At 68.6% G+C, this 21,136-nt stretch carries 17 protein-coding genes and 1 pseudogene; 12 read left to right on the top strand and 6 right to left on the bottom strand.

What is annotated here, in order from left to right:
- Positions 1-136: 136 nt before the first annotated feature.
- On the bottom strand, positions 137-973 hold the full coding sequence (locus ACWDZ6_RS07185) for an aldo/keto reductase (protein WP_451502056.1): 837 nt from the start codon (positions 971-973) through the stop codon (positions 137-139).
- A 273-nt stretch (positions 974-1,246) separates the two neighbouring features.
- Here ACWDZ6_RS07185 and pqqA point away from each other — a divergent pair, with 273 nt between their 5' ends.
- The 10 genes and pseudogenes from pqqA (at position 1,247) to ACWDZ6_RS07135 (ending at position 10,133) form a co-directional block, all read left to right on the top strand.
- On the top strand, positions 1,247-1,357 hold the full coding sequence (gene pqqA, locus ACWDZ6_RS07180; protein WP_389180849.1) for a pyrroloquinoline quinone precursor peptide PqqA: 111 nt from the start codon (positions 1,247-1,249) through the stop codon (positions 1,355-1,357).
- A gap of 11 nt (positions 1,358-1,368) precedes the next feature.
- Positions 1,369-2,265, top strand: a complete 897-nt coding sequence (gene pqqB, locus ACWDZ6_RS07175; RefSeq protein WP_451502055.1) for a pyrroloquinoline quinone biosynthesis protein PqqB — start codon at positions 1,369-1,371, stop codon at positions 2,263-2,265.
- A 119-nt stretch (positions 2,266-2,384) separates the two neighbouring features.
- Positions 2,385-3,039, top strand: a pseudogene (gene pqqC / locus ACWDZ6_RS07170) (pyrroloquinoline-quinone synthase PqqC).
- Entirely contained in the window at positions 3,036-3,296 is a 261-nt protein-coding gene (gene pqqD / locus ACWDZ6_RS07165) for a pyrroloquinoline quinone biosynthesis peptide chaperone PqqD (RefSeq protein WP_451502054.1), read from the top strand. Before pqqC ends, pqqD begins: the two are co-directional and overlap by 4 nt.
- Positions 3,296-4,474 carry a pyrroloquinoline quinone biosynthesis protein PqqE gene (pqqE, locus tag ACWDZ6_RS07160; RefSeq protein WP_451502053.1) on the top strand — a complete coding sequence of 393 codons (1,179 nt, stop codon included), beginning with the start codon at positions 3,296-3,298 and terminating at the stop codon, positions 4,472-4,474. The genes pqqD and pqqE overlap by 1 nt, the downstream gene beginning before the upstream one ends.
- The gene (locus ACWDZ6_RS07155) at positions 4,471-5,817 is read left to right on the top strand and encodes a glycoside hydrolase family 88 protein (protein ID WP_451502052.1); all 1,347 of its coding nucleotides are present in this window, start codon (positions 4,471-4,473) and stop codon (positions 5,815-5,817) included. Before pqqE ends, ACWDZ6_RS07155 begins: the two co-directional genes overlap by 4 nt.
- A 5-nt stretch (positions 5,818-5,822) precedes the next feature.
- Complete coding sequence (locus tag ACWDZ6_RS07150; protein ID WP_451502051.1) at positions 5,823-6,599, top strand: heparin lyase I family protein; 777 nt, start codon at positions 5,823-5,825, stop codon at positions 6,597-6,599.
- A gap of 11 nt (positions 6,600-6,610) precedes the next feature.
- Positions 6,611-6,931, top strand: a complete 321-nt coding sequence (locus ACWDZ6_RS07145; RefSeq protein WP_451502050.1) for a hypothetical protein — start codon at positions 6,611-6,613, stop codon at positions 6,929-6,931.
- On the top strand, positions 6,928-9,099 hold the full coding sequence (locus ACWDZ6_RS07140; protein ID WP_451502049.1) for a discoidin domain-containing protein: 2,172 nt from the start codon (positions 6,928-6,930) through the stop codon (positions 9,097-9,099). The genes ACWDZ6_RS07145 and ACWDZ6_RS07140 overlap by 4 nt, the downstream gene beginning before the upstream one ends.
- A gap of 5 nt (positions 9,100-9,104) precedes the next feature.
- Positions 9,105-10,133: a chitinase gene (locus tag ACWDZ6_RS07135; RefSeq protein ID WP_451502048.1), complete on the top strand. Its 1,029-nt coding sequence runs from the start codon at positions 9,105-9,107 to the stop codon at positions 10,131-10,133.
- 78 nt (positions 10,134-10,211) lie between these two features.
- On the opposite strand, the gene ACWDZ6_RS07130 is transcribed toward ACWDZ6_RS07135, so the two are convergent.
- The 4 genes from ACWDZ6_RS07130 to ACWDZ6_RS07115 form a co-directional block, all read right to left on the bottom strand.
- Complete coding sequence (locus ACWDZ6_RS07130; protein WP_451502047.1) at positions 10,212-12,938, bottom strand: molybdopterin-dependent oxidoreductase; 2,727 nt, start codon at positions 12,936-12,938, stop codon at positions 10,212-10,214.
- Positions 12,935-13,762, bottom strand: coding sequence for an FAD binding domain-containing protein (locus ACWDZ6_RS07125; RefSeq protein WP_451502046.1), 828 nt, complete (start codon positions 13,760-13,762; stop codon positions 12,935-12,937). The genes ACWDZ6_RS07130 and ACWDZ6_RS07125 overlap by 4 nt, the downstream gene beginning before the upstream one ends.
- A gap of 483 nt (positions 13,763-14,245) precedes the next feature.
- Positions 14,246-16,045 carry an AMP-dependent synthetase/ligase gene (locus ACWDZ6_RS07120; RefSeq protein WP_451502045.1) on the bottom strand — a complete coding sequence of 600 codons (1,800 nt, stop codon included), beginning with the start codon at positions 16,043-16,045 and terminating at the stop codon, positions 14,246-14,248.
- 230 nt (positions 16,046-16,275) lie between these two features.
- Positions 16,276-17,775: an MFS transporter gene (locus tag ACWDZ6_RS07115; protein WP_451502044.1), complete on the bottom strand. Its 1,500-nt coding sequence runs from the start codon at positions 17,773-17,775 to the stop codon at positions 16,276-16,278.
- 114 nt (positions 17,776-17,889) lie between these two features.
- Between ACWDZ6_RS07115 and ACWDZ6_RS07110 the strand changes: the two genes are divergently transcribed.
- Positions 17,890-18,870: an Lrp/AsnC family transcriptional regulator gene (locus tag ACWDZ6_RS07110; RefSeq protein WP_451502043.1), complete on the top strand. Its 981-nt coding sequence runs from the start codon at positions 17,890-17,892 to the stop codon at positions 18,868-18,870.
- Positions 18,871-19,012: 142 nt separating this feature from the next.
- On the opposite strand, the gene ACWDZ6_RS07105 is transcribed toward ACWDZ6_RS07110, so the two are convergent.
- The gene (locus tag ACWDZ6_RS07105) at positions 19,013-19,888 is read right to left on the bottom strand and encodes a LysR substrate-binding domain-containing protein (RefSeq protein WP_451502042.1); all 876 of its coding nucleotides are present in this window, start codon (positions 19,886-19,888) and stop codon (positions 19,013-19,015) included.
- 124 nt (positions 19,889-20,012) lie between these two features.
- Here ACWDZ6_RS07105 and ACWDZ6_RS07100 point away from each other — a divergent pair, with 124 nt between their 5' ends.
- A complete protein-coding gene (locus ACWDZ6_RS07100; protein WP_451502041.1) occupies positions 20,013-21,050 on the top strand; it encodes a bile acid:sodium symporter family protein in 1,038 nt (345 codons plus the stop codon).
- Positions 21,051-21,136 lie beyond the last annotated feature (86 nt).

The raw sequence follows: 21,136 nt of genomic DNA, 5'->3' as shown, positions 1-21,136 counted from the left end.
GGTCGTGTTCCCGCCCGGCGGTGATCGCCTCGTACCGACCGGCTTACGCCACCGGGCGCGCGTGCCCTCCGGCCGTGGGAACGGCATCGCCGCCCGGCGTGAACCGGGCGGCGATGTGGTCGTTCAGGTGTCGCGGTCAGGCGCCGTAGTCGAACGTCGCCGGGTCGGGGCCGAGCCGCTTGCCCTCGTCCAGCGCCGCGAGTGCCGCCATATCGTCGGCGTCCAGCTCGAAGCCGAAGATGTCGACGTTCTCCCGGATCCGGGACGGGGTCACGGACTTGGGGATCGCGACATTGCCGATCTGCAGATGCCAGCGCAACACCACCTGGGCCGGCGTCCGGCCATGCTTCTGCGCGATCGCCACGACCGTGGGGACCTCGAGGAGGCCCTTGCCCTGCCCCAGTGGCGACCAGGCCTCGGTCTTGATGCCACGCTCCGCGTGGAAGGCGCGCGTCTCGGCCTGCTGCAGCTGGGGGTGCAGCTCGATCTGGTTCACGGCCGGGACGATCGAGGTCTCGCCGATGAGGCGCTCGAGGTGCTCCGGGAGGAAGTTGGAGACGCCGATGGCCTTGGCGCGGCCGTCCGTGTAGATCTTCTCGAGGGCCTTGTACGTCTCCGCATAGGCGCCCTTGGACGGCACCGGCCAGTGGATCAGATACAGGTCGACGTAGTCGAGGCCGAGCTTGTCCAGCGAGGCGTCGAAGGCGCGCAGGGTCGAGTCGTGCCCCTGCTCGCTGTTCCAGAGCTTCGTGGTGATGAAGAGGTCCTCGCGGGCGATGCCTGAGGCGGCGACCGCACGGCCGGTGCCCTCTTCGTTCTCGTAGATGGCCGCGGTGTCGATGCTGCGGTAGCCGGCATCCAGAGCCGTGCCGACCACCTTCGCCGCCTCGTCGTCGGGCACCTGCCAGACACCGAAACCGAGCTGCGGCATCGCGACGCCATTGTTGAGGGAGATGGAGGGGACCTTGCTCACGAGCGGTCGATCCTTACGTCGTCGGTTGGTACTCCCATGTTCAACGACCACCCTTGTGGACGCATTCCCGACACCGAAGTTGGCCTGATACAGCTCCGACCTTATCGGTCCGGACCATTGACCGCGTCCCATCAAGACGCAACTCTATGGCACATAGCTGAACGCCGGACACTCATGTGAACGGATGTTTCAGCCCCGCTCGCCCATGCGCTACAGAGCAATCACTCCTGAATCACTCCTGACCCCCACGTCTCAGGAAGGCAGGTACTGCACATGAAGGACACCAAGGAAACATCGGAGGAGACGGTCGCCTGGCAGACTCCGGAGTTCGTGGTCGTCGAGACCGCGCTCGAAGTCACCGCCTACGCCCTCACCGACCGGTAGACCCCGCCGCCATGCTGCTGCAGGTGCTCGGCACCGCGGCGGGCGGCGGACTGCCCCAGTGGAACTGTGCGTGTCCCGGCTGCGCCGGGGCACGCACACACCCGCACCGGCGCCGTCGTCACGCCTCACTCGCCCTGTGCGCGGACGAGGGCCGCTGGTATCTCGTCAACGCCACCCCCGACATCGGCGACCAGATCGAGGACAGCCACGCGCTGCGGCCGGGGCCCGGGCCGCGCGAATCCCCCGTTGCCGGAGTGATCCTCACCGACGCCGAACTCGACCACACGCTCGGCATCGCCCGGCTGCGCGAGGCCGACGCCTTCGACGTCCTCGCCACCCGGACGGTACGGGACGCGCTGCTCGGCCCGCTGCGTCTGGGCGAGGTACTCGCCCCGTACACCCGTATCGAATGGCGCGAGTTGAGCCGCGAAGCGGAAGTGCTCGTCAAGGGCGGCACCGTGGAAATAGATGCCGTACCCGTCTCGGCCAAAAAACCACGCTACGCCGTGGGTACCGGTACCGATGAGCCCACCTGGGTGGTCGCGTTACGGCTGCGCGAGACCAGCACCGGCCGCAGCCTGCTGTACGCGCCGGCGCTCGCCGGGTGGACCGACGACTTCCAGGACGCGGTCGAGCAGGCCGACTTCGTCATTCTCGACGGCACCTTCTGGGACGACGACGAGCCGGTACGGACCGGAATCTCGGCCAGGACGGCAACCGGAATGGGGCATCTGCCGATCGCCGGGCCGAACGGCACCGCACGGCGGCTCGCAGGGCTCGGCGCACGCTGCCTCTATACCCACCTCAACAACACGAACCCCCTCGTGGACCCGGACGCCCCGCAGCACGCGCTGCTCGGCGAATGGGGACTCGAGGCTGCCGCCGACCGGATGGTGATCGAGCTGTGAGCACAGTCGCTCTGGGAGCAACGCAGCCAACACAAGCAGGGGGAGCAACGGCCGCAACAGGCACAACCGCAGCAGCGGAAGCCGGTGAGCCGTGGAGCCCGGACGAGTTCACGGCGCGGCTGCGCGCCGTACCCGCCGAGCGCTACCACGACCGCCACCCTTTCAACGTGCGCACACGAAGGCGAGCTCACCCCGGACGAGTTGCGGCGCTGGATCCTCAACCGCTTCCACTACCAGCGCCACATCCCCGTCAAGGACGCCCTGATCCTCGCCAAGTTCGACGACTCCGCGCTGCGGCGCTCCTGGCTGCGCCGGATTCAGGACCACGACGGGACGGTGGAGGGCGAGGGCGGCATCGAGCGCTGGCTGCGGCTCGGCGAGGCCGCCGGGATCGACCGGGCGCGGCTGCGGTCGGGCGCGGAAGTACTTCCGGGCGTACGGCTCGCGGTCGACGGATACGTCAACTTCTGCAGGCTGCGCTCGCCGCTCGAAGCCGTCGCCGCCTCGCTGACCGAACTCGCCGCGCCCGGCATCATGAGCACCCGTATCGCAGCCTTCGAACACCACTACCGGTGGATCGAGGCCGACGGACTGATCTACTTCCGCGACCGCATCGGGCAGGGCGGCCGTGACAGTGCGGAAGCCCTCGAACTGGTCCTCGGATGGGCCGGAACCCGGCAGGAGCAGGAGGCGGCCGTGGCCGCGCTCGCCTTCAAGTGCGAGGTCCTCTGGTCGCTGCTGGACGCGGTGGAACACGCGGGGGACCGGGCATGAGCGAAAGCTGGAAGCCGGTGCTCTCACGGTCGGTCGTCTTCCGGTACGACCGGGTGCGCGGCGCCGATCTGCTCGTACTGCCCGAGCGTGTGGTCGTCCTCCAGGGCAACGCCGGATCCATCGTGCGGCTCTGTGACGGCGCGCGCGATGTCGACGCGATCGTCGCGGAACTGGCCGGGCAGCACCCGGGCGCGCCCGTGGCCGATGAAGTGCCTGTGTTTCTGGGGCGGTTGCGGAAGGAGGGCTGGCTGAAGTGATGGCCGAGACAACCACTGAAGCAACGTCTGGAACAACCGCTGAAACAGCCGCTGGGGCAACCGCGGGAACGAGGGACGAGAAATCGGCGGGGGCCGATCCGCCGTGGGCACTGCTCGCCGAGCTCAGCCATGGCTGCCCGCTGCACTGTGCCTACTGCTCCAATCCCGTCGAACTGGTCAGTCGGTCAGAGCAGTTGACCGCGGTTCAGTGGGCCGAGGTGTTCCGGCAGGCCGCTGACCTGGGCGTCGTCCAGAGCCATCTCTCGGGAGGCGAACCGCTGCTGCGCCGCGATCTCACCGAGATCGTCGCCGCGGCCGACAGCGCGGGCATCCATACACAGCTGGTCACCAGCGGCGTCGGGCTGCACGAGAGGCGGCTGGCGGCCCTGACGGCGGCCGGGCTGCGCAGCGTGCAGCTCTCCGTCCAGCACGCCGACCCGGTCGCCTCGGAACTCATCGCGGGAGCCCGGTCCTTCGCGGCGAAGGAGCGCGCCGCCCGGCTCGTACGGGAGGCGGACCTGCCGCTCGGCCTCAACGTCGTACTCCACCGGGCCAACCTCGCGGCCCTCGACGACCTCGTCGAACTCGGGCTGGCCTGGGGCGCGGAGCGGATCGAGCTGGCCAACACCCAGTTCTACGGATGGGCCCTGCGCAACCGTGACGCTCTGCTGCCGGACCGCGAACAGATCGCCGCGGCCCGCGAGTCCGTCGAGCGGTGGCGCACCCGGCTGGCCGGCCGGATGGACCTGGTCTGGGTCGTGCCGGACTACGTCGACGGTACGGCCAAGCCCTGCATGGGCGGCTGGGGAGCGGTCTCACTCACCGTTCAGCCGGACGGCACGGTCTATCCGTGCCCGGCCGCCGCCGCACTGCCCGACCTGGACGCGCCCAGCGTCAAGGACCACCCCCTGGAGTGGATCTGGCGCGAATCCAAGACCTTCAACATCTACCGCGGCGAGGAGTGGATGCAGGACCCGTGCCGCAGCTGCGAGCTGCGCACCAAGGACTTCGGTGGCTGCCGCTGCCAGGCGTACGCCCTCACCGGCGACGCCACCCGCACCGATCCGGCCTGCCATCTCTCGCCCGATCACGCGTTCGTACGCGACCTCGTCGACCGTCCGCGCGTCCCCGGCGCCGTCGACGCCCCCGCGTACACCTACCGCAAGGAAGGACCATGAAACGATTACCGACTCTGCTGCTGGCGGCCACGCTCGCGGGCAGCGCACTCTCCGCCGTGCCCGTGCCCGTGCCCGTGGCCGCGAACCCCGCCGCCCCCGCGGCGGCGCCCGTTCGGTACGAGGCCGAGGACGCTCCCGCCACCGGCAGCTGGACGGGCCGGCGGACCAAGAACCTCACAGCCGAGCTGAGGGCGGGGACCAGCACCGTACGGGGCTCCTCCGTCACCGCGTCCGGCGGCCCGGATCTCGATTCGCTCACCGTCGGCGACGACGGCTCCGCCGCCACGGACTGGTCGGTCGCGATGGTCGAGTCCACGATGGCGCGCTACTCCCCGAGCGCCGTCGGAGGCTGGTCCTACCCGGTCGGCCTGTATCTCTACGGCCAGTACCTCGTCTATCAGCGCACCCACGACGCCAGCTATCTCGACTACATCAAGAGCTATGTCGACCGCTTCGTCGACGGCAGCGGAAATATCGGACAGAGCTTCAACAACCTCGACAGCATGCAGGCCGGCAGGCTGCTGAACATCCTCCACCACGAAACGGGCCAGGCGCGCTACCAAAAAGCGGCACAGAAGATCCGGAACCGCCTGAACAGCTATCCGCGCACCGCGGACGGGGGATTCTGGCATTCGACTTCCGACTCCCGGCGCAGCCAACTGTGGGCCGACGGCGTCTACATGGTGAATCCGTTCCTCGTCGAGTACGGAAAGGAATTCGGCGACACGACGTACACGGACAACGAGGCGACCAGGCAACTCGCCGTCTACGGCGGCCATCTGCAGGTGGCGAACGGACTGCTGAAGCACGCCTTCGACGAGTCGCGCGACGCGGGCTGGTCCGATCCGAAAACCGGTCTCGCGCCCGAGCACTGGTGCCGTGCGATCGGCTGGTACTCCCTGGCGATCGTCAATGTCCTGGACGCCGTCCCGGCCGGCCATCCGCGCCTCGCCGAACTCCTGCGCCTGCTGCGGAAGCTCGCCGCCGGTATCGAGAAATACCAGGACCCGGCCACCGGCCGCTGGTTCCAGGTCGTCGACAAGGGCTCGCACAGCGACAACTGGACCGAGACCTCCTGTTCCAGCATGTTCACCTTCGCCCTTTCCCGCTCCGTGCAGCAGGGATACATCGACGGGCACTACGCGGAGGTGGCGCGGCGCGGCTATCAGGGCGTGCTGGCGAAGGTCGAAGTCGGCGGCGACGGCCGCACCGATCTCACCGACATTTCCATCGGGACGAATGTCGGGAACTACGGCTACTACATCAAGCGCGACCGCAAGACCAATGACTTCCACGGTCTCGGCGCCTTTCTCATCATGAACGAACAACTCCGGGCGAGGTGAGGGAAATGACCGCATCCCGAAGAGCGGTACTGGGCGCGGCACTCGGCGGTGCCGCGGCCGCGGGACTGCCCGCGACAGGGGCGAGCGCCGCAAGCTGGCAGCTGCGCTGGTCGCCTTCCGCGAGCAGCGACAAACTCAAGGCCTTCGAGACGATCGAGGACGACCGGGCAGACTCCCATCCGGCCGGCGCGCCGCACATCGTCGCCGAGGGCGACAACTTCCGCTTCAACATGCACACGGTGGACCGGGACACCAGCACCGACCGGCAGCGCCACGAGGTGACCGGCCTCCGCAACGGCAGCTCCTTCCTCCAGTGGAAGTCCGGGCAGACCTGGCGGGTCACGTACTCGATGTACATCCCGGCCACGCTGAAGGCGACCACCAGCTTTACGCACATCATGCAGATGAAGCAGCCCGGCACGGGCTCCTCGCCGATCGTCGTGCAGTCGCTGCGCCGCGTGAACGGTGTGCAGACCATCGAGCTCAAGGTCATCGAGGGCGATGTCCTGGTCGGCCGTACGAATCTCGAGCCACTGCACAACAAGTGGACCGACGTCGACTTCCAGATCAAGATCGGCAACGGCTCGTCCGGCTCCGTCCGCTGGATCCTCAAGAGCGGCGGCGCCGCGGTGATCGACAAGTCGACGTCCGGCGTCGACACCTTCCTGGCGGACCGGGTGCGCCCCAAGTGGGGCACCTACCGCTCCCTGGGCGACAGTTCGGGCTCGCTGCAGAACTGCCACATGCTCCTCACCAATATGCGCGGCTACCAGCTCGTCTGAGGAGGACGACCATGAAGCGCTTACGGAGAACCGCCGCCACCGCCTTCACCGCCCAGCGCGGCAGCAGCAGCCCATCCGACCTGCTGTTCCAGACGGTCGACGGCTACTGCGTCGTGGGCAGCGCCAACACCGGCGGCGGAGCGCTGCGTGTGAGCCGGACCGGCTCCAGCCAGAACTGCGACGGCGGCGGCCCCGCGCCCACCGCCCGCTACGAGGCCGAGAACGCCACGTACTCCGCGGGGTCGAGTGTCGACTCCGACCACACCGGCTACAGCGGCACAGGCTGTGCCAACGGCGCACCCGACATCGACTATCCGGACGGCCCGGCATGACCGGACGCCTCTGGGCGCGGCTGGTGCTGGTGGGCGCGCTGCTGCTCGGCGCGCTCACCCTGCCGGGACCCGCCGGCGCCGATCTCCAACACCCGCGCCAGGACTTCCTGCGCTCCTCCGTCGGCGGGCTCTTCCTGCACTGGGGCCAGCGGACCGCCCCGTCGCACAACAGCTGCGGCCAGTGGGAGACCGATGTCACGGGCGGCGGCTGGACACCCGACTACTGGGTCCGGGAAGCGCAGAAGCTGCACACCCAGTATCTGGTGCTCGCCACCTTCCACAGTCGCCTCGGCTACGCCCGCCCCTGGCCGTCCAAGATCCCCGGAAGCTGCAGCACCAAGCGGGATTTCCTCGGCGAGCTGATCACGGCGGCCAAGGCCAAGGGCCTCAAGACGATCCTGTACATGACCGACGACCCGCAGTGGCACAACGAGGGCGGCCATGAGTGGCTCGACTCGGCGGCGTACTCGAAGTACAAGGGCAAGTCCGTCGATCTGACCGGCCGGGACGGCTTCGGGGAGTTCAGCTACGACAACTTCTTCGAGGTCATGGACCGCTATCCCGAGCTCGGCGGCTTCTGGATCGACAACGACAACGCGTATTGGGAGAGCCACAGCCTCTACGCGCAGGTGTACCAGAAACGCCCGGGCTACACGATCAGCAACAACAACGAAGACACGCCGATCATGGACATGATCAGCAACGAGCAGAAGACCGGGATGAGCCCGTCCTACGACTACCCGCAGGCCGTCTACACCGCGGGGCCCCGCCTCACCGAGGCCGACTTCAAGCTCCCCTCCACCGGCTCCTGGTGGTACACCGGCTCCGACCCGGCGGTCGACCGCAAACTCACTCTCGGCCGGCTCATCACCAACGCCGGATCGTCGGTAAAGGCGCTGATGGCCGAGACCGCCATGGTCAACGGCAAACTCCCCGCCAACCAGGTCGCGTTCAACAACTTCGCCAAGGGCTATCTCGACGCCATCGGTGAATCGCTGCACGGTACCGAGGGCGGCGGGTACATGTACGGCGGCCTCGCGCCCGGGTTCTGGAACGACGGCGCGCACGGCGTCATCACCGTCAGCAGGACCGACCCCGACAAGCACTACATCCATGTTCTGACCCCGCCGGCCTCCTCGACCCTGCGGCTGCGGGACAACGGCTACCGGGTGACCGGGGTGACCAATCTCCGTACCGGCGCGCCCATCGCGTACAGCCAGAGAGGCGGCACGCTCAGCCTCACCGGGCTCGGCGGCTGGGACGCGTACGACACCGTCTTCAAGGTCACCACCGGCGGCCGCGAGGGGATCATCCCCGCCTCCTCGTACACGATGAGCGCGGGCGCATCGGCGAGCGGGCACGGCGCCGCAGCCGCGGCGGACGGCGACTACCGCACGTACTGGGACAGCAACAAGAACACTCCCGTCTCGCTGAGCTTCGACCTCGGCGCGGCGAAGCGGGTGCAGTACCTCGGCGTCAACCAGCGTGAGGACTCGGTCGGTTACGCGCGCTCCAGCACCGAACAGTCCGCGCGGATCAGGGACTACCGGGTGTATGTCAGCAGCGACGGCACCGACTGGGGGAGCCCGGTGAAGACCGGCACCCTGCCCAGCCGGCGCGGCGTCGCCGTCATCGACGTTCCCGCGACATCCACCCGTCATGTCCGTCTCGAAGTCGTCAACACCCATGCGGCATCGAGCGATTCGGCTCGCTTCAAGCGGCTGCGGATCGACGAGGCGTGGATCGGAAGTACGTACGCCGCGGGCGGCCGCACCACTCCGACGCCGAACCGCTACGAGGCCGAGGACGCGACCTGCTCCGCGGGCTCGACGGTCGACTCGGATCACACCGGCCACACCGGAACCGGCTTCGTCAACACCCCCAACGCGGTCGGCGCCTTTGTGGAGTGGACGGTCGAATCGGCGACGGCACACACCGCGTCGATCGCGATCCGCTACGCCAACGGCTCCACCGCGGGCCGCCCGCTGGACGTCGCCGTGAACGGCACGGTCGTCTCGGCCGGGCGTGCCTTCAATGGCACGGGCTCCTGGACCACCTGGGCCGACGCCACCCTCACCGTCCCGCTCAAGGCGGGTTCGAACACCGTACGCGTCACCGCCACCACGGCGAACGGCGCACCCAATCTCGACTACCTCGACAGGGGATGACAACTGTGCGACCCCCCACCACACCGCTCCGTAAGTCCGCGCTCGGCGCGGGGCTCATCGGGCTGCTCTGCTCACCACTGCTCGCGGCCCTGCCCGCCGCCGGCGCGGTCCCGGAAGCGCCCGACGCGACAGCGGCCCCCAAGGCACCGGGCGCGATGGCCGCGGCCCCGTACGAATACCTCGGCTGGGGCAGTCCCCAGAAGCCGACCGACGTCATGGCCGCCACCGGCGTGAAGTGGTTCACGCTCGCCTTCATCCTCTCCGACGGCGGCTGCAACCCGAAGTGGGACGGCAGCCGCGCCCTCAAGGGCGGCTCCGACGAGTCGGCCATCAAGTCCATCCGCGCCGCAGGCGGTGACATCGTCGTCTCCGTCGGCGGCTGGAGCGGCGCGAAGCTCGGCGAGAAGTGTTCCAGCGCCTCGGCGCTTGCCGGCGCCTACCAGAAGGTGATCGACGCCTACAAGCTCAAGGCCTTCGACATCGACATCGAGAACACCGAGTTCGGCAGCGCGAGCGTCCGGCAGCGAGTGGTCGACGCGCTGAAGATCGTCGAGCAGAAGAACCCGGGCATCGTCACCTACATCACCATGGGCACCACGCCCAACGGCCCGGACGCCGCCGGCAAGGACCTGATCAAGCGCGGGGCCGATGCGGGCCTGGCCGCCGACGCCTGGGTGGTCATGCCCTTCGACTTCGGCGGGCACAGCGGCACGATGGGCCAGGCTTCGGTCAGCGCCCTGGAAGGCCTCAAGAAGTCGGTCAAGAGCGCCTACGGCTACGGCGACTCCGTCGCTTACCGGCACATCGGCGTCTCGTCGATGAACGGCAAGACCGACGAGGCCGGCGAGACCGTCACCCAGGGCGACTTCAAGACGATCCTCAACTACGCCAAGCAGCACCACATCGCGCGCTATGCCTTCTGGTCGGTCAACCGCGACCGCAGCTGCGGCTCCGGCGGCGACTCGGACGCCTGCAGCGGCGTCTCCCAGTCCCCATACGCCTACACCAAGATCGTGGCCCAGTACGGCGGTTGACACCCCCACAAGCGCACCCCAACCCCCACGGAGGAACAGTCGCCGTCGCCGCGGCGTCCTCGTGCTTTTCGGTGGTGGTCATGTGCTCAGGCCGTCGGCGCGGACCGGTTTTCGGTTGAGTCGGCTGTAAATCCGTTCCGGAGTCAGCGGCAGCGCGCGGTAGCGGACGCCCGTGGCGTCGTGGAGCGCATTCGCCAACGCGGGGGCCACCGGGTTGATACAGCATTCCGCCATCCCCTTCGACCGCATGGGCCCAACGGAATCCGCCGAGCCCACCAGGAGCACGTCGGTGCGCGGGACATCTGCGTAGGTGGGGATGCGATAGTTGCGGAGGTTCGGGTTGACCATGACACCGTCCGCGTCGACCTGGTAATTCTCGGTCAGCGTGAAGCCGATACCCTGGGCGACACCGCCTTCCACCTGTCCGCGGACCTGCGCGGGGTTGATGACCACGGCAGCGTCGGTCGCCTGGACGCTGTAGAGGATACGGATCTCACCCGTCACCCGATGGACGGCGATCCGGAACCCCTGCGTATTGGAGACGACGCTTCGCGGTGAGCCGTAGCCTTTGCGGGCGGCGGTGAACCGAATGCCGCGCGCTCGGGCCGATGCGACGATTTCGGCCAACGACACGCGCTGGTCGCCGCAGACGACGCCCTCGTCGTCCATCGAGCACATCACGAGATGGACGCCCGTGTCAGCGGCGGCAAATTCGAGGATGCGGTCACGCACGGCGTTGGCCGCTCGGAGTACCGCGTTACCTGAGACGAAAAGGCCTGCACTCGCAAAGGCGCCGGTGTCGAACCCCGTGCGGTCGGTGTCGGATTGCACCAGTCGGATCCGCGACGGTGTCGTACCCAGCTGGTTGGCGGCGATCTGGACATGGGCGGTCGAGGTGCCCTCGCCGAATTCGACTGTACCGACGGCCACCTCGTAGATGAGGTCGTCGCCGAGCGTGACCCAGGCCTCCGAGATGTGTTCGGTCGGGGGTGCGGTCTCGTGCAGTGAACTCGCTACGCCGGCTCCGACGAGCCACTCGGGGCCGGGGGGCGGCTCATCGGCTGTACGGGCCATGGCGTCATCCACCAGATCGATGCACTTCGCGAGTCCGTCCTCGGTCCACAGCACGTCGTCGGGGCCGTCGTGCATGGCGACGAGCGGATCGCCCGGGCGCACGATATTGCGTCGTCGGAGTTCAAGCGGATCGATGTGCAAGGCGAGTGCCAGCTCGTGCATCGCCGATTCCACGGCGAACGCCGGTTGCGTCATCCCGTAACCGCGCAGCGCCCCGCTCGGAACGGTGTTCGTATAGACGGAGAACGCGTCGTACTTCTTGTTGGGGCAGCGGTAGATCATGACGGCAGCGCCGCCCGCGTACAGCGTTTCGCCGCCGTGGTTGCCGTAGGCGCCCGTGTTCGACACATTGCGGACCTGGAACGCCGTGAGCGTTCCGTCCGCCTTCGCGCCGAGCTTTACCGTCAGCGTCATCGGATGCCGCGGCGAAGCCGTGGTGAACTCCTCCTCGCGGGTGTACTCGAAGCAGACAGGTCGCCCGGTGTCCAGAGTGGCGAGCGCGACCAGATCCTCCGAGATCACTTCCTGTTTGCCGCCGAAGCCGCCGCCAACACGTTTGCAGAACACGCGGAGCTGGTCCGGGCGCAGCGCGAAGAGATGGGCGAGCTTGACTTTGGCGATCGACGGCGACTGGGAGCTGGTACGGACGTTCAGACGCCCGTTCTCCATCCAGGCAATCGAGCCGTGGGTCTCGAGATGCGCGTGTTGCACTCGCGGTGAGGAGTACGTGCCTTCGTGGATCACGTCGGCATCGGCGAACCCCGCGTCGACATCGCCGATGTGCGAATGAATCTCGAGCAGGATGTTGTGGACGGGATCACGGGCGAATGGGTCGTCCGTGCCGTGCAGTTGTGGCGCCCCCTCGGCCATTGCTTCTTCGGGGTCGAGTACTGCCGGGATCACCTCGTATTCGACGGCAACTCTTCGGCACCCCTCTTCTGCCGCTCCGGCCGTGTCGGCCAGGACCGCAACGACGCGTTGGCCGACGAAGCGCACCGTGTCATCGAGGATGAAGGTGTCGTCCGGATCGACAAGATGGTCGGTGTGGATCGCGGTAGTAAAACGCCTGCGTGGCACGTCGTCCCAGGTGTAGACCCGATGCACGCCGGGAACCGCGAGTGCGGCGGTCTTGTCGATCGAGACGATCCGGGCGTGCGCGTGTGGCGAGTGCAGCACCTTGAGATGCAGCATGCCTTCGATGTGGGTGTCCATGGTGAACTCGGCGCGACCGGTTACCACGTCGTTGGCCGCCGGCGCACTGACGCTCGTCCCGACGGCCTTTCCCGGCGCGGCTGTCTCGATGCCGACGACGCCGTTCACGGCATCCGCGATCCCTCGATAGCCGGTGCAGCGGCAGAGGTTGCCCTTCAGCGCCCGCGGCAAGTCCTCTTTCTGGGCCTCGGTGAACGTTGCCGACGTCATGATCATCCCTGCGGTGCAGAAACCGCATTGGAACCCCGGGGCGTCGCGGAACTGTCGCTGCATGGGATGCAGGTTGCCGGGTGATCCGAGACCCTCGATCGTCGTCACTTTACGACCGTCTGCGCGGAACGCGGGGGTGATGCAGCTGTGTACCGGACTGCCGTCCAACCACGCCGTGCATGCGCCGCAATCGCCTGCGTCGCACCCCTTTTTGACGCCATAGTGGCCGAGTGAGCGGAGGAACGTGCGCAGGCACTGGCCGGGGTCCGGTTCTTCGTCGAAGCTTTTGCCGTTCACGATGTAAGTCATGCCGGGCCCCCGGCTACCAGGTCGCGACGAATCTCTTCGGCGAAGTACTTTGTCAGGTGGCGGCGGTGATCGGGGGTCCCATTGGGATCTGCGAACCAGACATCGGCGGGGATGACGTCGATGCTCTCCTGCAGAGTCCGGGCGTCGGGCATGGTGTCGAAAGCAATGCGTACAGGCCGTGTAGTGCCGGCTGTGACGGTGAGCAACAGGTCGCTCATTCCTGGCGTTTGAGTACCGATGAGGAATACCGTCGAACGGCCGAGGCGGGTCAGCGTGAAGCGGCGGTGCGCGGTGCGTTTTCTCAGGGCGTGCGCCGGAATCTCGATGCGCCGCAGGATTTCCCCGGGAGCAAGAATGTTCCGATTGTTGCCGGTCGCGAAGTCGAGGGCATCGACGATGCGCACGGACCCGTCAGAGGCCCACAGTTCGTACTGCGCCTCGAGTGCGATCGTCAGCGTGATCATTGGGCCGGCAGGCAAAGACATACAGATATTGCCACCGACGGTCGCCGCGTTCCAGACCTTGAACGAGGACAAGAACGCCTCGCAGCTTGTCGCGAAAAGGGTGCCGGCGATCCAATCAGCAGGAAGCGCAAAGCCATACAGGTCACCGATGGTGCACGTAGCGCCGATTTGGAGGCCCGTGTCGCTCGGGACGAGGGGATCCCACCGCAACGCTGTCAGGTCGATCAGGCGGCGCAGACCTGGTTGCTCGGCAGAAAACAGCCACGTTCCGCCCGCGAGCCAGGCGTCGCCTTCGCGCCAGTCCACGCCTGGCCGATCCGGCGGTCGCCGGATGACTTCCGTGATGGTGTTGAGATCCATGGGAACTGATCTCCCTCACGACGACAATCGTGCGACGGACCGCCTACCGCACGCGATCAACCAGCGAGTGGCGTCGTTCGCGTTCGTGCTGACGCCGGCATCCCCCGATCCTGTTATGACGGGTGGGGCGCGAACATGCTTTGAGATCGCGGACATTCGGCTCGGTGCACTCGCCGAATATCGACGGGTCACATGCGCGCTGAGAGCGGCACAACCTCGAGCGGCAGAATTCAAAGCAACAGAATTCAATAGGCCGCTGCGGTCGAACTGCTCGAGGAAGGACCGGCGGGCGCAAAGATTCCTGACAAGTATATCGCGGAACGGGCCGGCCCCGCCAAGTCAGGGCTTCGGCGTGAAGTCGTGAGTCCGGCTCGTGGCCATGTCCTCGCGATACCGAATACGGGTCCAGGCTGCGCCTGTAGTCGCATTGATGGGGTGCTGGCCGCCGGACGGCCTTGAACGCGGGGTGAGCCGGGCATCGTGTCAGCGGTAGAGCGCGTCCACCTCGACCGCGTACGCCGCCTCGATCGCCTTCCGTTTCAGCTTCAGCGAAGGGGTGAGCAGCCCGTGCTCCTCGCTGAAGGGATGCGCCAGGATCCGGAACGTACGTATCGATTCGGCCTTGGACACCAGGGTGTTGGCGGCCACCACAGCCCGCCGGATCTCCATCTCCAGTTCCGGGTTCCGCACCAGGTCGGCCGCCGGGAGCGGCGGCTTGCCCTGCATCGCCAGCCAGTGGTCGACGGCCTCCTGGTCGACGGTGACCAGTGCCGCGATGTACGGCCGGTCATTGCCGACGACTATGCACTGCGCCACCAGCGGATGGTTGCGTACCCGCTCCTCCAGGCCCGCGGGCGAGACGCTCTTGCCGCCCGAGGTCACCAGGATCTCCTTCTTCCGCCCGGTGATCGTGAGATAGCCGTCCTCGTCGAGCGCTCCGAGGTCCCCGGTGGCCAGCCAGCCGTCGTGCAGGACGGCGTCGGTGGACTTCGGGTCGCCGAGATACCCGGAGAAGACATGGGCGCCGTGCAGCCACACCTCGCCATCCTCCGCGATATGCACGGTGGTGCCGGGGACCGGCTGGCCGACGGTGCCGTACCGGGCGCGCTCGGGCGGGTTCGCCGTCGCCGCGGCGGTCGACTCGGTGAGTCCGTACCCCTCGAAGACAGTGACGCCCGCGCCCTCGAAGAAGAGGCCGAGCCGCCGGTCCATGCCCGAGCCGCCGGACATCGCATGCCGTACACGGCCGCCCATCGCGTCGCGGACCTTCCCGTACACGACCTTCTCGAAGAACTGGTGCTGCAGGCGCAGCCCGGCGGAGGGCCCGGGGCCGATTCCGAAGGCCCGGTGCTCCATGGCTTCCGCGTACCTCACCGCCACCTCGACGGCCTTGTCGAAGGGGCCCGACTTGCCGTCAGCCTCGGCCTTGCGGCGTGCGGCGTTGAAAACCTTCTCGAAGATGTACGGCACGGCCAGGATGAACGTCGGCCGGAACGCCGCCAGGTCGGGAATGAGGGCGCTCGCCTGCATCACCGGCTGATGACCGAGCTTGACCCGGCCGCGGAGGGCCGCGACCTCGACCATCCGACCGAAGACGTGGGACAGGGGGAGGAAGAGCAGGGTGGAGGCCTCGTCGCCCGGCCGGGAGTGGAAGACCGGCTCCCAGCGGGCCATCACTGTGTCGGTCTCGAACATGAAGTTGGAGTGGGTGAGCACGCAGCCCTTGGGGCGGCCGGTGGTGCCCGAGGTGTAGATGATGGTGGCACTGGAGTCGGGGGTCACCGCCCGCCGGTGCCGGTGCACCACCTCGTCATCGATGTGTGCGCCCGCCTGGACCAGTTCGGCCACCGCGCCGACGTCCAGCTGCCACAGCCGCTTCAGCTGCGGCAGCCGGTCTATCACCGAGCCGATGGTCATGGCATGGTCCTCGTGCTCCACCATGCATGCCGAGACCCCGGAGTCGTGCAGCATCCAGAAGACCTGCTCGGCGGAGGAGGTGGGGTAGACCGGCACGGAATGGGCGCCGACCGTCCACAGCGCGAAGTCGAAGAGCGTCCACTCGTAGCGCGTACGGCACATCAGCGCGACGCGGTCCCCGAACCGCACGCCGTGCGCGAGCAGCCCCTTGGCCAGCGCCAGCACCTCGTCACGGAATTCGGCGGAGGTGACGTCCTGCCATTGGCCTGCATCGTCCTTGCGGCCGAGAGCGACCCGGTCCGGGTCGTCGAGGGCATGGTCGAAGACCGCATCCGCCAGTCCGCCGACCTGAGGCGCCGCGGCCATGGGTGGGACAGTGAACTCGCGCAATGGCCTGCTCCTTGTGGCGCTCCGCACAGCGCCGTGACGCTACCCCACGCCGCCGCCGGGCGGGAGAGCCTCGTGGAAGTGTGGACGAATGGCATCACCACAGGTCAGCCATAGATATCAAGCCACAACAGGGAAGGCTCGGGCGCGGTTCTGACCTCTGAGTCAGATGCCCGCGCCCGAATCTCCACCGAATCTGTACGGTGCGCTCACCTGCGCTCTACGGGTGCCCGGTTATTGGTCTGGACCAGACCTGCCGGAGCTGTGGATGCCCGCACCCACACCAGTACCGCGATGCCTGCCAGCAGCCCGGCGATCCCCGCGGCCGCCGCCGCGGTGTTCAGCCCCGAGGCGAAGGCCGCGCGGAGCACCTCGCCCGTCGCCGTGTCGCGCAGTGCGCCGGCACCACCGCCCGCGAGCGTGTGCGCCGCGTCCGCGGCTCCGTCGACGCCGGCTGCGTCCAGCGACCGGGTCATCCGGGCGGCGGCGATCGTACCGAAGATCGCGACGCCGAACGCGAAGCCGAGCTGCCGGAAGGTATTGACCGCGCCGCCCGCCATGCCGGCGTTCTGCTGCGGTACGGAGGCGAGCGCCGCGCCCGCGAGTCCGGGCGAGACCAGGCCCACGCCGACGCCCGACACGGCGAGCCCGGCCGTCAGGGCGGCCCAGCCCGAATCCGCGTCCAGCACGGCCTGCGCCAGCGTGCCGCCGCCGATGAGCAACAGCCCGCCGCCGATCACCCACCGGTGCGGGGTGCCGTGCAGCAGCCGGCCGGACGCGGCGGCCACCACGAACGCCGTGGCGGCGAGCGGCAGCAGCGCGAGACCGGCCCGGACCGGGCTCATGCCGAGCACCGTCTGCAGCCAGATCGAGATGTACGGCATGACCCCGAAGGCGGCCGCGTTGTACGCCAGACCCGCCGCCATCACGGCCATGAACGAGGGCCGCCCGAACAGCGACAGATCGATCAGCGGATCGGCGACGCGGCGCTCCACCGCGATGAAGACGGCAAGCCCGACAGCCGCCACGGCAAACGTCGCACCGGTCCGCGCCGACGCCCAGCCCTCCTCGCCGGCCCGCACCACCGCGTATGTCGTCGCCGCGGCGAACAGCGCGAAGGCCGCCGTACCCGCCCAGTCGACGCGCCGCGCGGTCCGCCCGGAGGGCCGTATCGCCCGGAGCGTCAGCCAGATCGCCGCCACGCTCACCGGCAGATTGATGAAGAAGATCCACCGCCAGTCCAGGCTCTGGGTGAGCACCCCGCCGATGACGGGCCCGAGCGCCGCGGCCGCCCCGCTCACCGCGCCCCACACCCCGAGCGCCACGGACCGGTCCCGCCCCTCGTACGCCGCGCTGAGCAGCGACAGGGTGGTGGCGAACATCGCGGCCGCGCCGAGCCCCTGGATACCGCGCACAACGATCAGCGCGACCGGTCCCGAGGCCAGCCCGCAGCCCAGCGACGCCGCGGCGAACAGCGCCGTGCCCGCCACATACATCCGCCGTCGCCCGATCACATCGGCCGCGGCCCCGGCGCCGAGCAGCAGCGCCGCCAGCACCAGCGCATAGATGTCGATCACCCACTGGAGATCGGTGAGCGAGGCATCCAGCGCGCCCGCCATGTCGGGCAGCGCGACGATCACCACCGTCACATCGAGCAGCAGCATGAATGTCCCCAGACAGACCGCGATCAACGGTCCCCACTTGCGCATGTCGTCCTCCGTCGGCATCGGTTCGTTACGCGTCGTACGATCCGAGAACCGCCAGTGATCCGGCAGTCAGCGCCAGTTGATCGCCGGAATCCGACATGAGGAGTGTGCGCAGCGGTGGAATCCCCTCTCCCGGACACGCTCGACCTGCAGCTGCTGCATGCTCTGGACACCGACGGACGCGCCTCCTTCAGCCGCATCGCCGGCGTACTGGGCGTCTCCGACCAGACGGTCGCCCGGCGATTCCGGCGGCTGCGTGCCGAGTTCGGCGCACGTGTCGTCGCCGTCCGCGACGTCGAACGCCTCGGCCAGGAGCGGTGGATGCTGCGGCTGCGCTGCACCCCTGATGCCGCCGACTCCATCGCCCGCGCCCTCGCCCGCCGCCCCGACACCGCCTGGATAGGCGTCACTTCGGGCGGTACGGAGGTGGTCGGCATGACCCGGATGCGCACCCGGGGCGAACACGACGAACTGCTCCTCGGCAAGCTCCCGCGCACTCCGAGCATCGTCGAGATCCGTGCCCACCAGCTGCTGCACGGTTTCTACGGCGGTCCATCGGGCTGGCTGGGCAAGAGACGCGCGCTCACCCCCGAACAGGTCGACGCCCTGCGACCGGTGTTCGACGAGGCCCCCGCCGCTGACAGTGGGACGCGCATCACCGCCGACGACGAACCGCTGGTCGCCGCACTCGAAGGCGACGGCCGGGCGAGCTTCGCCGAGCTGCGGCAGGCAACCGGCCGCTCGGAGTCCGCCGTACGCCGCAGGCTCGGCCAACTCCTGCGCTCCGGTGCGCTCTTCATCGATGTGCAGTTCGACTCGGGTGCCTTCGGCTTCGGCACCAGGGCCCTGCTGTGGATCACCGCGGCCCCCTCGGCGATGGATGCCGTCGGCCGCGCGCTCGCCACCCATCCCGAGGTGGCTTTCGCCGCCGCGACGGCCGGCCACTGCAATCTGGTGGCGGTTATTGTCTGCCGCGACACGGCCTCCGTCTATCGCTACCTGAACGAGGATCTGGGCCGTCTTGAGGGCGTGCAGCATGTGGAGTGCGCACCGGTGTTGCGCACGGTGAAACAGCTGCGGTACGAGGAGCGCCGCTGAGCGGCCGCCACCGAGTGCACAAAGGCTCGGGGAGCCTTTGTGCACTCGGACGTCTTCGGCAACGATCTGTACGACCGACGTGCGGCTGACGGGGCGACCGGGCGGAATGGTACAGCTGGGCGGGGCTGAGGCCGGGTGGCGCTCAGGCCGGACGGTACAGCCGGTCGCCGCCCGCGAGAATCGACGTCGCCAGAGCGTCCGCCGCCTCCTGAGCCCCGTGGCCCCCGCCCGCGCGGTGGCCGTGCAGCAGGACGAAGTCCACATCGCCCAGCTCGGGCAGTCCCGCGCGGGCCGGGACCGGGACCAGGCCGGGCGGGATCAGCCCGCGGGTATGGGCCATCACACCCAGCCCGGCCTGCGCGGCGGCGATCAGACCGCTCAGGCTGGTACTCGTGCACGCGATGCGCCAGGGACGGCCGTGGAGTTCCAGGACCTCCAGCGCCCGGGCGCGTGTGATGCCCGGAGGCGGGAAGACGATCAGCGGCACCGGGCGGTCCGGATCCAGCCGCAGCCGAGGCGCGCCGATCCAGGTCAGGGTGTCCTGCCAGACCAGCCTGCCGTGGGTGTCACCCGCCCGGCGCTTGGCGAGCACCAGATCGAGCCGGCCCGCCTCCAGGCGCTCGTGCAGGGTCCCGGACAGCTCCACCGTGAGCTCCAGATCGACCTCGGGGTGATCGCGCCGGAAGGATTCCAGGATCTCGGGGAGCCGGGTGAGTACGAAGTCCTCGGAGGCCCCGAAACGGAGCCGTCCACGCAGCCGGGTGCCCGCGAAGAACGCGGACGCGCGCTCGTGCGCCTGAAGGATCGTGCGGGCGAAGCCGAGCATTGCCTCGCCGTCCTCGGTGAGCTCCACACTGTGGGTGTCCCGGCTGAACAGCCGGCGCCCGGTCGCGTCCTCCAGGCGGCGCACATGCTGGCTGACCGTCGACTGCCGCAGACCGAGTCGGTGGGCGGCCTGGGTGAAGCTCAGTGTCTGGGCCACCGCCAGAAAGGTACGGAGCTGGGCCGGGTCGTACATACCTCGAGGCTAGCGCGCTATCGCGATACGTGATGACAGTCAGAGTGGTGTGCGGGATTCCCGATCGTGCGGTTCGGGAGGACCATGGTGCGGGCACGTCCTGAACCGAGAGCAAGTGGAGCACATGAGCCGCCGCACGTCGCAGTTGCCGTCCTGGCTGCCGGATCCGTACATCCTGGCGCTGCTCGGGACGGTCGTTCTCGCGGCACTGATTCCGGCGTCGGGGGCGGCGGCCGATGTGGCCGGCGGGGCCTCGACCGGTGCCGTGGCCCTGCTCTTCTTCCTGTACGGGGCGCGGCTGTCGACGCGCGAGGCGCTCGACGGTCTCAAGCACTGGCGGCTCCACCTGACGGTGCTGGCCTCGACATTCCTCCTCTTCCCGCTGCTGGGCCTCGCGGCGAAGGGCCTCGAACCGCTGGTGCTGACGCCGCAGCTCTACAGCGGCCTGCTGTTCCTCTGCCTGGTGCCGTCGACGATCCAGTCGTCGATCGCCTTCACCTCCATCGCCCGCGGCAATGTGCCGGCGGCGATGTGCGCGGGGTCCTTCTCCAGCCTCGCCGGCATCTTCATGACGCCGCTGCTGGCGGCGCTGCTGCTGGGCGGCAGCGCGGGCGGCTTCTCGGCGGACTCGCTGCTGAGGATCGTGCTGCAGCTGCTGGTGCCGTTCCTCGCGGGGCAGTTGCTGCGGAGGTGGATCGGCGGGTTCCTGACACGTCACAAGCGGGCGCTCGGGTATGTCGACCGTGGGTCGATCCTGCTGGTGGTCTACACGGCCTTCAGCGAGGGCATGGTCGCGGGCGTCTGGCACCAGGTGACACCCGGCCGCCTCGGCGCGCTGCTGCTCGTCGAGGCGCTGCTGCTCGCGGCGATGCTGGCGCTGACGTGGTACGGGTCGAAGCGGCTCGGCTTCGTCCGTGAGGACCGGATCGCGATCCAGTTCGCGGGGTCGAAGAAGAGCCTGGCGGCGGGGCTGCCGATGGCGAGTGTGCTGTTCGGCGCCCATGCGGGCCTGGCGGTACTGCCGCTGATGCTGTTCCATCAGATGCAGCTGATGGTCTGCGCGGTGCTGGCCAAGCGGCGGGCGCGGGATGGGCGAGTGGGCGCGGCGGAGCCGGGCGAGGCGCGGGTGGCGCAGCCGGAAAAGGCGGGGGTACGCGGCTGAGGGGCCCTGGGGCCGAGGATCCCGGTCGTGGTCGTGGGCCCGTGCGGCATGGTCCGGGACTCGAGGGGCCATCGACTCGTGGAGCA

The sequence above is a fragment of the Streptomyces sp. NPDC002926 genome (genome assembly GCF_053591755.1).
The sequence above is the reverse complement of the archived record's forward strand: the minus strand, read 5'-3'. Positions and strand labels throughout refer to the sequence as shown.

What these genes read in the sequence shown, in the direction of transcription:
- pqqA (WP_389180849.1), top strand. Translation starts at nt 1,247, where the DNA reads ATGAAGGACACCAAGGAAACATCGGAGGAGACGGTCGCCTGGCAGACT.
- pqqB (WP_451502055.1), top strand. Translation starts at nt 1,369, where the DNA reads ATGCTGCTGCAGGTGCTCGGCACCGCGGCGGGCGGCGGACTGCCCCAG.
- pqqD (WP_451502054.1), top strand. Translation starts at nt 3,036, where the DNA reads ATGAGCGAAAGCTGGAAGCCGGTGCTCTCACGGTCGGTCGTCTTCCGG.
- pqqE (WP_451502053.1), top strand. Translation starts at nt 3,296, where the DNA reads ATGGCCGAGACAACCACTGAAGCAACGTCTGGAACAACCGCTGAAACA.
- ACWDZ6_RS07155 (WP_451502052.1), top strand. Translation starts at nt 4,471, where the DNA reads ATGAAACGATTACCGACTCTGCTGCTGGCGGCCACGCTCGCGGGCAGC.
- ACWDZ6_RS07150 (WP_451502051.1), top strand. Translation starts at nt 5,823, where the DNA reads ATGACCGCATCCCGAAGAGCGGTACTGGGCGCGGCACTCGGCGGTGCC.
- ACWDZ6_RS07145 (WP_451502050.1), top strand. Translation starts at nt 6,611, where the DNA reads ATGAAGCGCTTACGGAGAACCGCCGCCACCGCCTTCACCGCCCAGCGC.
- ACWDZ6_RS07140 (WP_451502049.1), top strand. Translation starts at nt 6,928, where the DNA reads ATGACCGGACGCCTCTGGGCGCGGCTGGTGCTGGTGGGCGCGCTGCTG.
- ACWDZ6_RS07130 (WP_451502047.1), bottom strand. Translation starts at nt 12,938, where the DNA reads ATGACTTACATCGTGAACGGCAAAAGCTTCGACGAAGAACCGGACCCC.
- ACWDZ6_RS07125 (WP_451502046.1), bottom strand. Translation starts at nt 13,762, where the DNA reads ATGGATCTCAACACCATCACGGAAGTCATCCGGCGACCGCCGGATCGG.
- ACWDZ6_RS07120 (WP_451502045.1), bottom strand. Translation starts at nt 16,045, where the DNA reads ATGGCCGCGGCGCCTCAGGTCGGCGGACTGGCGGATGCGGTCTTCGAC.
- ACWDZ6_RS07115 (WP_451502044.1), bottom strand. Translation starts at nt 17,775, where the DNA reads ATGCGCAAGTGGGGACCGTTGATCGCGGTCTGTCTGGGGACATTCATG.
- ACWDZ6_RS07105 (WP_451502042.1), bottom strand. Translation starts at nt 19,888, where the DNA reads ATGTACGACCCGGCCCAGCTCCGTACCTTTCTGGCGGTGGCCCAGACA.
- ACWDZ6_RS07100 (WP_451502041.1), top strand. Translation starts at nt 20,013, where the DNA reads ATGAGCCGCCGCACGTCGCAGTTGCCGTCCTGGCTGCCGGATCCGTAC.